This window comes from Candidatus Melainabacteria bacterium, assembly GCA_003963305.1.
GTDB lineage: Bacteria > Cyanobacteriota > Vampirovibrionia > Obscuribacterales > Obscuribacteraceae > PALSA-1081.
Genome location: RXJR01000024.1, coordinates 275,339 through 287,767 on the forward strand (window position 1 = coordinate 275,339; position 12,429 = coordinate 287,767).

At 51.0% G+C, this 12,429-nt stretch carries 11 protein-coding genes; 8 read left to right on the plus strand and 3 right to left on the minus strand.

Features of this window, described 5'->3' with window-relative positions:
* Positions 1–255 precede the first annotated feature (255 nt).
* The gene (locus EKK48_23960) at positions 256–2,253 is read left to right on the plus strand and encodes a hypothetical protein (protein RTL37742.1); all 1,998 of its coding nucleotides are present in this window, start codon (positions 256–258) and stop codon (positions 2,251–2,253) included.
* 125 nt (positions 2,254–2,378) lie between these two features.
* Here EKK48_23960 and EKK48_23965 read toward each other — a convergent pair whose 3' ends face one another.
* From EKK48_23965 to EKK48_23975, 3 genes are all read right to left on the minus strand, one after another.
* Complete coding sequence (locus EKK48_23965; GenBank protein RTL37743.1) at positions 2,379–3,353, minus strand: hypothetical protein; 975 nt, start codon at positions 3,351–3,353, stop codon at positions 2,379–2,381.
* Between the two features lie 160 nt (positions 3,354–3,513).
* A complete protein-coding gene (locus tag EKK48_23970) occupies positions 3,514–3,984 on the minus strand; it encodes a hypothetical protein (protein RTL37744.1) in 471 nt (156 codons plus the stop codon).
* 360 nt (positions 3,985–4,344) lie between these two features.
* Positions 4,345–5,805, minus strand: coding sequence for a PLP-dependent aminotransferase family protein (locus EKK48_23975; protein ID RTL37745.1), 1,461 nt, complete (start codon positions 5,803–5,805; stop codon positions 4,345–4,347).
* A 535-nt stretch (positions 5,806–6,340) separates the two neighbouring features.
* Here EKK48_23975 and EKK48_23980 point away from each other — a divergent pair.
* The 7 genes from EKK48_23980 (at position 6,341) to EKK48_24010 (ending at position 12,284) form a co-directional block, all read left to right on the plus strand.
* Entirely contained in the window at positions 6,341–6,934 is a 594-nt protein-coding gene (locus EKK48_23980) for a hypothetical protein (GenBank protein ID RTL37746.1), read from the plus strand.
* Positions 6,935–7,144: 210 nt separating this feature from the next.
* Entirely contained in the window at positions 7,145–8,314 is a 1,170-nt protein-coding gene (locus EKK48_23985; protein RTL37747.1) for a tetratricopeptide repeat protein, read from the plus strand.
* Between the two features lie 417 nt (positions 8,315–8,731).
* On the plus strand, positions 8,732–9,823 hold the full coding sequence (locus EKK48_23990; protein RTL37748.1) for a DUF2252 domain-containing protein: 1,092 nt from the start codon (positions 8,732–8,734) through the stop codon (positions 9,821–9,823).
* Between the two features lie 194 nt (positions 9,824–10,017).
* Entirely contained in the window at positions 10,018–10,260 is a 243-nt protein-coding gene (locus EKK48_23995) for a hypothetical protein (GenBank protein ID RTL37749.1), read from the plus strand.
* A 24-nt stretch (positions 10,261–10,284) separates the two neighbouring features.
* Positions 10,285–11,067: a hypothetical protein gene (locus EKK48_24000; GenBank protein RTL37750.1), complete on the plus strand. Its 783-nt coding sequence runs from the start codon at positions 10,285–10,287 to the stop codon at positions 11,065–11,067.
* Positions 11,068–11,602: 535 nt separating this feature from the next.
* Positions 11,603–11,872, plus strand: a complete 270-nt coding sequence (locus EKK48_24005) for a hypothetical protein (GenBank protein ID RTL37751.1) — start codon at positions 11,603–11,605, stop codon at positions 11,870–11,872.
* A gap of 43 nt (positions 11,873–11,915) precedes the next feature.
* A complete protein-coding gene (locus EKK48_24010; GenBank protein ID RTL37752.1) occupies positions 11,916–12,284 on the plus strand; it encodes a hypothetical protein in 369 nt (122 codons plus the stop codon).
* The last annotated feature ends 145 nt before the right edge of the window (positions 12,285–12,429 follow it).

Here is a 12,429-nt window from a genome sequence, read left to right on the forward strand (position 1 = left end):
GTAATGGAGTTGTTAAACAGAATTCGCGGATTTCTGAAAACTATCCAGAACAGGAATAGCTGCAAGGGCGCTAGATTACAGACAAAAACCAGATGCTGCAAGAAATTTGCAATAACTTTGCAGTACTTTGGCTTTACAGCCCTGACGAGCGTGAAACAAATGGTCCACAGACCTGAACAACACCATCGACAAGAACATACGCATACGAAACATGAAGGAACACATCACCACGTGTTGGATGAAGTGCACCGTCTAATGAAATCGGAACACACCTTGAACCACGCCAAGACGAACGAACAGCACAAGGGTGCGCAGCCGCATCACAGCACAGACAAAGCCGACCACATTGTATTTTCTCCCCTTTACGCTGAGAAAAACCATCCTGTTCCCAAACATGTAATCGACTTCGACCATCCAGCGCTGCATTTGAAAGCCATTGACGGCAGGAAACAAGACAGAATCGACGCTACTAAATCAGTTGAAGAGCACATACGCGCAGGCACGTTTAAAAAGGAAAGCGATGCAGGCAAACCAGTTGATTCTTTAAGACCTGAAGATAAGAACAAACCAGCCGAGTCTGCCAAACCTCCAAAAATAACTGTCCTTTATGAGAACAAAAACCCGGAAGCACACACACCACAACCCAATTACATAGTCAAAAAAGACGGCTCCATATCTGTCTTACGCAATCCCGAAGGACCGCCACATGACACCGATGTAGTGATTCAGGTGGACCGAGACGCAAAGCAAACAGGTGCACCTGATAAAGTACAGCAGAAATCAATAGACGATCTTGTTGCCTACCAGGGCGCTCGCATCATCGAAAAATTCGGCGCCGAACTAAAAGAAATTGCAACACCGCATGGCAAGCTCAAGCAAGTTGAAATCAATGACGCTCAAAACTTAGTAAGCGACAAAGTAGAACAAAAATTTGGTGATAAATTACCACCAGATGTGAGCAAATTCGCACCGCCCCCGATGCCCATTGATGTCAAACACACATCCGACATGATGAATCGCGTTCAAGGCAGCGGCGGTCATGTGACGGTACCACGCGAGTCTGCTCCTGGCAGACACCCGGGCGACGCTACTCCGGCAGGAGTGGACCAGATGATTCCAGCTCGCTCTGTGCCGCAGTCACCTAAGGAAACAGATTCAGTGGCTGCTGCAAAAGATGCGGCCGCAGCGCTTTTCGATCCGGAGCGAAAACACCCTTACCAGACCATCAAAGAGAATTCCGACCACAGTTATAGAATCGGAAGATACGGTCTAAATCAAGGCTTTACGCTGCTGGGACTGGCAGAGCTGATGGGCGTCGACCTGGGCGATCCGCCAGACATGGCAAAGCTTCAGGCTTACTTACAGCAACATCCTCAAGCGCTGGAAAAGTCTATCCAAGCATATGCCGCGAGAATCCAGCATGACGCGGATAACGCACATCTGTCGCCACACGATCCGTTGCGCGAATCAATTAAGCAGCTTCAGCACTTAGCTAAATCACTGGATAATCCGCAGTTCCAAAACGATTTCGTCAAGTTCCTGAACGACATGAACGGTTCAGGACAGCCGATTACACACGAGCGACTAGCCAGATTCATGCCGAAAGAGCTACAAGAGCTAATTGCAGAGAGTGGTATCACACACGAATCAAAACTCCTCGGCGAGAATCCACATCATCTCAGCGATAGAGGCGCGGGAACAATTGCTCTGGCAGTTCTATTGGGTCGCACCCCGAATACGTCCGACATTGAAAACGCTCAGTATGCAGACTACACCCGCGCCGGTTCGAACATGTACAAGTTAGCAGAGAGCCGCATGCAGAGCCTGGGAGACATTACGGTTAGTGATGCCCAGGGCAAAATTATTGCTGCTGCCGATCACAGTGTCGGCCGAGCTATGTGGCAGAAATACCTGGCAGGCGGAAGACTCGGTTGCGCCGCGTCAGTGTCAGCAGTGCTCAACGAAGCTGGATTTAGCTATGCCAGTGCAGTCGGCGTGTCGGCGTTGCAAGATCAGCTCCTTGCGCACGGCTGGACGATCTCCGGCAGCCCACGACCGGGAGACGTTGTTTGCGGTTATCGCAAGCCAAAAGGAAGCGGTCCCGGAGGATCAGCCCACACGGGCATCGTGGGACCAGACGGCACCTGGGACAACCACTCCAGCACCAAAATCTGGTCTCACGATCCGCTCTCGGCTTGGAACCGTCATGCGTATCCGGCAGGCGTAGTTTTCCTGCATCCTCCGGGCGCCTGACAGTCGGGCTGACAGCGCCACCACAACCGGTGCAGCTTTAACTTCGACAAGTTCAGTTGCAAGATTGCGCTGTAGTGGCAAAACGAGCTGCGACTCTCGATTAATTTGACGAGATGGTTTTCGTCTCATTGCGTGTTACGGTTTTCGGGAGATCGGGAGGTGTCAATATCGCTGCGCTTTATCGGTTGTCCAATATTCAAGTCTAATTTGGCTCTTGTGCCTTCGACAGCCAGATATAAGTCACGAGGGGGTGGTGCCTGCGAAACGCCAACACTTCTTATTTCAAAATCTTCAGAGCCTATTATCTGACCAGCTTTGATTGCTCGTTTTGCAAAGACAACAGATCTTTGAGGACCTTTAGGCAGTGGAATTGGAGTTTCAAAACGACGTTTAGTCTCCGCAGTGTATAGGGAGCCAACATTGACAGGCGTAGACGGCCCTGCCAACCAAGAAAACAGGAATGGTATTTTAGCCAGCTCTAAGCGGTCGTAAAACTTCGGAGGCAGACCTGATCCAACGAAGGCCCCGACTTCACCATCGAAGGAATATATTGTCGACAGGTGGTAGTACCCTTCACCCGGCTCGTACGCCTCTTGCCAGTGCTCTTCACTATCGCTTACCCAGACAAGCTCCGATAAATCAATAATTCGCCAACTGGGTTCAGTGACAGCAAACCAGTTATCGTCTCTCATGCGCGCAGTTTGGATGACCACCTCAACTGAGCTGCAAATCAGTTCCTTCGCTGCACGACGGGACAAACTCGGATCGGTCTCACGAAGACGAGCCTCGAGCTGCAGCAAGCCCTTAGCAGGCGAATCCGCAGAAATCGTAAGTATGCTTCCCAAAGAAGCATTGTTCATCACCTGCAGAAGCGTTGCAGGAGCGAGACTCGAGCAATTTCCAATGATACCGTCGAAGTTTGTCGCATCACGCCCAATGCATGCGCATAACCCCTGGACTAACTCAGATCTTCCCGCATCCTCGTCAGCACAGACAAGGATATTGAACTTGCCGCGCATACACGCTTGCAATATGAGAGACATTGCTTGGGTCAACGCCCCTCTCATCCAGAGATCATTGTGAATCGGCTCTTCTTTCATTCCAGCGCTTCACCTCATCGATCCAGTTAACGTGATCTCTTTCGTTAACCTACCCAAATCCGGCAGCAATGTCTGTGCCAGGTTTGGAAATCGCTCATGGATGATTTAAGCTGGAAACCCAAAGGCGAGCTAGTTCTTTCAATGTGTTGGCTGGTCGACGCTATGCATATCGCAAACCGGGAGTATTCATGTCCTGTTTGAACCAGCGAAGGAATTTGCGGCCAAAACTTCTATGCTTACGATGCGAGAGAACGATGCTCTTCGTCTGCTGCGCCCGATGACAAACATAAGGATTAGAATCTTCAGTGAGCTTTTCCAACAGTTCAATCGGCGTATTAATATCATCTGCCAGACCCAGTCTGACATTTACGTCCTCATCGAAAGCAAGTCTGAAACTTATCGTAGCCGGAGTTGAAGGGTTAGTACCCACAGCAACTCGAACATCGGCATTAGGGTCAGATGATAAAAGCTCCAAAATCTTCTTAGACGCTCGTGGATTCTCGGCGACTCTCAATCGAATCCGATCAACATCGCTATGTGCCATTGCTTCCAGCAGCTCGGGAGAACAGCTCTGGCTGCCGGCTTTTATGTAATTTCCAAGTACATCTCCGTATAATTTTGCTCCCAACATCTCTTGAAACCTCCGTCAGTCTATTTAGCTAGAGCTGGCTTTCAAAGCCAGTTGAAGGAAAATAGCCATCAAGAAATACCATCAAAACATCGAGGATCTCTCTGGCAGGCAACATTTATTTCGGCAGCCTCAGAAGCACTGAGGCTGCCCTTTTTCATAATTTTCCAGCATGGCGTGCCGGTGATTCTACGTTTTAGGACTATTCAATTTTATCATCGTCAAAACTGGCGCAAACCCTCCTTTGAAGCAGAATCTGGGCTGATCACAACGAAGGAAAATTGAACCTTCCAATAAACTTTTATAGCAAAAAATTCTGTCAATCACAACAGATTTATATTTCCTTTGCAATCGCCAAATCGGTTACAGAAGCGCCCTCTGCGCCATATAATCTGCACCCAGCAATCGCTCCTTGAAAAGCTGCGCTTGCGCGCCAACTGTTGCCGGCGAGACGTTCGTAAAAAAGACGATGTACTGGTTCGTCACTCTGCCATCAAAGTAGTATTCATCCAGACTGATCAACTTGAGCCCGCACTCAGCCCCGGCGTCCAGCACTCGTTGCTTCTCCGCTGCGAATTGAAAACTTACCAGCACGTGGGTTCCCCCGCTCATGGGGGCGATCTGAATCTGCTTCTCGAACGCCATCGACAAACTGTAAATCAGAGCCTGCCTGCGTTTTCTGTAGCTCTTTTGCAACTTTGCGACCAGGTTGTCGATCTCTCCTGCGGCGAGCAAATCTTTAAGGGCCGACAGTTCGATGCTAATCGGTGGTCTATTAATCATTGCTCTCAGGCGCCTCAACGCCGGTACCAATCGTTGCGGAACAACGAGAAAGCAGGCGTTCGAAAGGGGAAAGAGCAGTTTCCAGAACGAATACAGGTAGATAATTTGCTCGGCTGCCTTTTGCTGCATGCAGGGCACCGCCGGTCTTCCATGACAGAAGTCTGTGTCCCAGCCGTCTTCTACAATCAAGCAATCGTTTCTTTTCGCCCATTGGATAATCGAATCTTGCCGCTCTTCGCTCATCACGATACCGGTCGGGTCCTGGCTTACAGGTGTCACGTACAACACTTTTGGGCTGGTAGCCAGAGCGTCGAGGTTCTCAACCATCATGCCACCATAATCAATACCGTTGGCGATCACGCGGGCGCCGGCGGCGGCGAAAATCTTCGACACACCGATGTATCCCGGCTCTTCTATGACGGCTGTGTCATTTGGTTTGATCAACAATCTGGCGATCGTGTCAAGCGCTTGATCTGTATTGGTATAGACCGAGATTTGTTCCGGCGAGCAGTTCAGCCCCCTGGTTGCTCTCAAGAACCTACAGACTTGCTGTCGCAGGTCTAGTGCGCCGAGATCGTCGATCTCATCCGTGCGTCCGAGCTGCTTGCAGTTTTTGATTATCAGTTCTCGCCATCGCTTCACAGGCAGCAGGGCTTGAGGTACAGCTGCTTTGGTAACGTCTTCCACAGGCAGGGGTTGCTGTGCACTGCCGAGAATTTCGTTTGCGCTCAAATCATCTACCAACATCAGTTCGTGCATCTGCGCAGATTGGGTGGAATAGTCCAGTGGCGGCGGTGCGTTCACAATCAAGCCTTTTCCCTTGATCGCCTCAATCAGCCCTTTGCCAATTAGCTGACCATAAGCTCGCACTACCGTTCCCCTGGCTAAAAGCAAAGTGCGAGCGAACTCCCGACTGGAAGGTAACATCTGCCCAGGCTCCAGTCTTCCGCTCTCAATGCTCAATTCAAGGTGACGAGCAAGTTGCTCAAACAACGGTGTGGATGAACTGTGATCGAGTCTGATGGCTAGATTAACACGCATATACTGATTGTACCAGTGGACCAGTTTTCTTGACGCTTTATGGCTCCTGCAAACTGGCTGTAGCTTTTGCAAGCCGCGAGAGCAATGGAGATTCGACTAGACCAGTAGTCCAGTTTGGCGACCCAGTTGTAAATAGACGCTAGGCACAGGAGCCAAGATCAGCACGAAGTGTTGATCTTGGTCTAATGTATGACATCTATGATTGCTTCACGAATGTCGCTTAGGAGAGGTTGTAATTGCAATAACTTCCTCTGTCAGTGCAGCTAAAACCAACAAGAAACTTCCTAATCACCAAAGGCAGACGTAATAAAAGCCGAATCAAGGCGTGTGTAAGCGCATATCGTCGTCAGTGGTTAGAAGCATCAATCCAAAGCACAGCTACCCCGTCTCTGGCAGGGAGTGTTTTGGAGCGGCAGAGTGGTCTGAAGTTCTGCATGCAATCAGGGATCTGCTTACGAGCAAAATCTCCTGCAAACAGTTGACTCACTGCCCCTACGGGGGTGTACTTCGCTAAGGCGAGGAAAGGAAACTACCAATGCGTTTTTATCATTTGCCACAATGCCCACGTTGTGATTCGGGCAAGATACCCCGCGTTGTCGTCGACTTCAGCAACGCTGATTGCACCGACGAGCGCTTTTGCGGTTCGTGCAGCACGAAGCTGACCGGTATTACGCCGTTCTCAATCGATGATGAGCGTACGATTCAGGCAGTGAAAGGGCTGATCAGCAAGAAGCACGGCGACGGTGGCGAAACGGTAGGCGAGTTCGAGATCGTTGAATGGGCCTACTTCAGGACCGATCCTTGCCAACCCGACTACTATGTTGTGCTCCAGGCGCGCGACGCACCGGGCTACACTGTGGAGATTCAAGCAATTAAGAAGAAGAACTCCGTTGTGACTTTCAGGCCGGTGTACCCGGACGATGAGCATAAGGTGCTGCGGCGTGCCACCATGCCGCATGTGCTGGTGCAGGCGATCGATGCTATGAACGGTCTGGGCTTTCGTGGCTGTCAGCGCAGCCATGACAGGCACGAGAATTGGGTCTATCTTGATCTGCCACCGCAAGAGTCCGACCGCCTCTACTGGCGAATCAAGATGTCCTGGCCGCAACCTCGCATCAGATCTCTTTGATAGGCAACATTTATTTCGGCAGCCTCAGAACCACTGAGGCTGCCCCTTTTCATTTATGTTTCCCTTAAAATTGCGAAATCGATTACAGAGACGGACTTTTGGTCCATGCAGATGCACGAAATGCAACCTTTTTCCGAACTTTAGCCCGCATACTCCTAATCAGCAAAGCCGAAAGCGTTAACATCAACGAGGCAAAGCAATGGAGAGTGTATGACGACGGCGAAGAAGTTTCTGGCAAGTTTGGTTATCGTCTTAGGTAATGGTGGCATTTTCGTTACTTGCATGAATGGCGCCTCAGCAACGCCAGCTAATGATGCTTATTTAAAGGCCCATGCACTCAATGCTCAATCGAAATTCGCCGAAGCCCTGCCGCTTCTCGATCAAGCGATCGAGCTGGATCCGAAACTCACCGACGCCTATATAAGCAGATCATTTTCCTACGGCAAATTGGGACAAATACAGAAAGCACTGAAAGACGTTCAAAAGGCGCTGGATATCGACTCAAACAACGAAGTCGCATACAACAACCGCGGATTTCTTTTCTTGCGGCTCGGACAATACGACAAAGCAATCTCAGATTTCAGTAAAGCTGTGGCGCTCAATCCAGATGATGAGGCAGCATGGGCAAATCGGGCGGAAGCTTACTGGCGTGCCGGAGATGCCGATGACGCCTTGACAGATTGCTCTAAAGCGATTGGATTCGGACTTGGGGATGCCGACCCGTACATCACCCGCGGTGACATTTTAGCCAGTCAGGGCGAATCTCTTCGCGCAATCAGTGACTACGACACCGCTATCGGCTATCATCCGACCACCGCAAATTCGTTTCACGAGCCGGGCGAAGTTTACTTCAAACGAGCCCAGCAGCGCCATTTGCTTGAAACGAAAGATATTAACGAAGCCAAAAATAGTGGATATCCCGTGGAAATGGCTGAAACGATAAGCGCAATCAAAAACAAATTGAAAAAATCCAACACAACTGCTGACCTTTCCACGTCGCTTCAAAGTGCCGTGAATCGAAAACAAATCGACTCATGTTCGGTCATTGACGAAAATACAGTGGAAATACAGCTGAAAAATCCGTGTTCGGCTCGACTGGTGAGCAAACTGATTGGCTGGAATTCACCATATTTGGTATCACCAGACGTGCACCAGAGGAACTGGGAAATACAGGTCCCCAGAGACAGAATGGGAAAGATTGAAGGCTCCAGAATTGCCACTACTTATCCCCAAATTGGGGCTTGGACAGTGCGGGCGTCCGTCGATGGCAGACCGACAGGCGAGCTTCCCGAGACTGTTGCTGGTGCCTCTCCTGCTTACAACCTTGCCGTTTATGACTCTGGAATCACAACCGTCCGTCTGGTACTGGAAAACAGATGAGTCGGACTTCACCTGAGAGCCGGGTCTAGTCACAAAAGGCTACGCAGAATGGTTAGGTATTGTCTTTGAGTAGCGTTGTCACCTGTGAACAAATCTTGTAGTCCGACGAGTTCGGCTACGCCGGTACTCAAACGCCCTGATACCGAGCTGGCTAAGCTTTTATGTTTATCATATCGTCGCTCGTAAGTTGTAAGTGAATCTTTTCCTTTGGTAGTGTCAAAACAACTTCTCTTTTCTTCTCTTTTTAAGTAGCAACAACCTTTTACGAAACATACATCTAGCCACCTGCACAAGACTGAGTCTTGAGCTTTAAACCAGGATTTTTCCAAACGCTTCACACATCTGCACTATCTGTGGTGAGACAATCATCACGTTGTCGAATTCCCAGGTGCAGATGCTCTGAACGAAGGACTTGTCATGAAAATAGTCAAAGCTACCGCGCTCTACGAAGAGTGGGTCAAAAGCTTTATTACCATCGTTGTAGCCGATCTCGAAGCGAAGCATCAGATGATGGCTGACGATGAGTTTGCTTTTCTGCGCGCCACGTTCTACCGTTGGGCGCAGCTTTTCCCGGAACTATGTCCCGATTTGCAAAACGCACCGGTCGTCAACTCGATTGGTGATTTGCACGTCGAGCAATACAGCACCTGGCGTGACAGCGAGGCGCGATTGATACTGGGCATCGCCGATTTCGACGAAGCTTACCAGCTGCCTTACACATTCGATCTGGTTCGGCTCGCCACCAGCGCCTGCAAGGCCATCGAAGTGGGCGACCTCGGTATAACCAAGACGAAAGCCTGCCAGGCGATCTTGCAGGGCTACATCGCTAGCATTGCCTGTGGTGGCAAGCCAATTGTCCTGGAAGAAGACAACCCGGAACTGCGCGCCATGGCGATAGCCAGACTGGCAGTACCGTCGCACTTCTGGCGCAAGCTCGACAGCCAGTGCCGGTCGGTAAAGACGCTCACGGAGCGAGCCCAAATGGCGGTTGAGAGCATTCTGCCGAAGCCGACACCGAAGTATCAATGCTTCCAGCGCCGTGCCGGTGTGGGAAGCCTCGGACGCCAGCGCTTTGTCATCACCGCCAATCACAACGGTGCGCGCATCGCTCGTGAGGCCAAGGCACTGCTTCCGTCAGCCTGTTCGTGGGCATACGGCGAGAAGAAGCCATCGTCGCACCTGCAGGAGATTCTCGACGCATCGGTGCGTTCGCCGGATCCCTACCTGAAGACAAAAGGCAAATGGGTGATTCGCAGGCTCTCACCCTCATGTTCGAAGATGGAGCTGAGTGCTCTGCCCAAAGTGCGTGACGAAGCGGCGCTGCTCTGGGCAATGGGTTTCGAGGCTGCGAACGTTCATTTGGGAACGGCTGGCGTCGCCGCGAAAATCAAGAAAGACTTCGCAAAGCGCTCGGCTGACTGGCTGCGGCGTGCAGTTGACGTCATGAGTGATGCGGTGCGGCAAGATTACAAAGACTGGAGACGGTCGCGTAATTTGACTGGCGCTTGAGGCATCAGTTTCGATCGTGGAAGGTGCCGGTTGCTGTTGCAACCGGCATCTGACCATGATTTCAAAAAAAAGCTCACTGTATACGCATGCATATAGTATAAAATGGCAGGCACGAGGCTCGGCACGAGGCGCTTCACGAAACATCCATACCGCGCTGGTATGAATACATCATCCAGAACAGTGGAGTACAGCTCATGAAACAAGCCTCTCTTCTGCCAGTGCTGACAATGTGCCTATTGTTCAGCGCGGCTCTAATTCCGCCCGCCGCTCACGCCGAGAAAGTTTTGGAAGGGCAGGTCTGCTCAGCCCGGGTGCACGCGTTAACTACCGACATCGACTGGTATAAATCGCTCAACAAAGCCGAAGACGAAGCCCAGAAGCAAGGCAAATTGATTTTCTGGCTGCATATACTTGGCAAAATTGACGGCGCCACGTGAAGTGCGGGAAACAGCTTGAGAGCCGTGTCGCTCTCTACGGACCCGGCTTTCTTGATGCTCAAAGATCAGTTCATTTGCGGCTTTCATGATATTTCCCATGAAAAATATGCCGGCGCATCCGGCAAACACAAGCCCGATGAACAAGCGGTTGACACCACAAATGGTGCGGGACCGCACAACATTCAGATGTTCGTTCTGGCTCCAGACGGCACAGTGCTTACGTGTCTTCCCAGTTACTGGAATGCTTCCGATCTGGCCCAGGAACTCGTCCTGGCACAACAACTCTACCGAGTTTGGATAGACCCCAACATTTCGCTGGCTGAAAAGAAAGCCACATTCAGTCAGATGCAAGTGGCGCACTTACAGCAGCACTCTAAAGCAGAGAGCAACCGCAGCCGCATGCAAGGTTTCGACATACAGTTCGAGGCCCAGAAGCGGCTTGGTGTCACCGATGTTTTCTACAACCCCGGCGCAGTGGACCCATCCGGTAAAAACATTCCGCCTCGAAACGTCAAAACAACTGACGTAATAATGCATGAGCGCATGGCCATGCGCCCATTTGTTCCTTACGAGCAGTTCGATACGGCTGCTTACTCGAGCTACGGAAAAAACCTGTACGACAAACATGAACAGTTTAGAGACCCAAACACAGGTCAAATCGCGCAGGGCGCTGATCTTAAGTCAGAACCCTTTATCGGCAATGACCCACGCGCCCATCCAGTCGAGACGAAAATCAAAAAACAAGGTCCCAGAGTACTCTCCGGACTGTTGCGTTACGGCTTACGTGCTGCAATGTATGCAAGATAACTACTCTAAGCCTCGTAACGGACTCTAGCGCCAGCGTGACGTACTGTAGCGCCAGCCTGACGTGACTGTAGCGTCAAAGTAACGGACTGTGCGCAAAGTAACGGACTGTACGCCAAGGTTCGCACATGCGCGCTAGCGGAATGTTTCGCGCGAGCTAGTCAAACTCGCTTTCTGTGGAAATCTCAAAAGGCTTCAAAGCCAGATTCCAAATAAGTAAACGATTGTCTCTCAACATTCCTGATGATGGGCTGAAAGACTGCACTGCTAATCGATACACGATTCTTGACAATCGGCGGCTGATAGGAATTATCTAGCGAGCCTCTGTCATCCGCCCCAGCTAGTTCTGTAAGCTCAGGGTACAACCGTACACATGCCTCTCCGAAGGACACCAATCCAAAACCTCAAGCTCAGAAGCCTTTCCTTTGAACCACTCACTGCTACAAGCAGACCAGGAAACCATATCCTGAACTCGCAACCACCAGGAATAGCCCTGACCAGACTTTCGCGAGTTCGCACAACCTGAAGGGAACCCAAAATGCGCAGGCATGGCTTGACCGTAATATTCGGTCTCGTTGTTGTCGCCTTCTTCGCGCTCGTGGCCGCACAGTACTATGCCTGGACAAGCTTCGAAGCTTACTGCCAGGTGAGAGCCGCGGAACTTTGCCTCGTAGTCGGTCTGTTCGCAGTCTTCTACGTCGTCGCCGGACTCTGTCGGCTGATCGACTACTGCCGATGGAAGCTGCATCAGTTTCGCCAGTCGCGACTGAAGCGCGCAGACCGTTCATCTCGAGCTGCTCAGAAATAAGCAGGTCGAGGGTACATTTTTCATCCACTGTCAAGGAAATCGAATGCAAAATCTTCAACAACTGATCGCCGCAGGTTTCAATCGCGGGCACGATGACACGCCCGGAATGGACCGCACGGTCAGCGCTCTCGAATGGGCTTTCGCCAACATTGGCAACAGCGGCACCGCCTGCTGCTACGCCGACGACGCGGCTGGATACCTGGAAGCCAGGCTGATCGCAGCCTATGCTATCCAGAGCCTGGCGCATCACCGGGCTGGCGACATGCAAAAAGCTTTTCAGCAGTATCAGAAAGCTCGCGCTGTGTACGACCTGGCGACTGACAAATCGTCGGGCGGAGCCCTCTCGAAACAGGTTGATGCCGTGCTCTCCGATCTCGGACGCATGTTCGAACAGAAGCGCGCAGCAGCCTGACAGAACAACGCAGACAATAGAACCGCCCAGTTGATGTGCACCAAACCGGTGCGCATCACTGGACGCTTTTCAAAAAAAGACAGGGGTCTCATCATATTGCAGCACCTTGACTATTTCTTTGTTTTCGTTTTATTATAGAGTATAG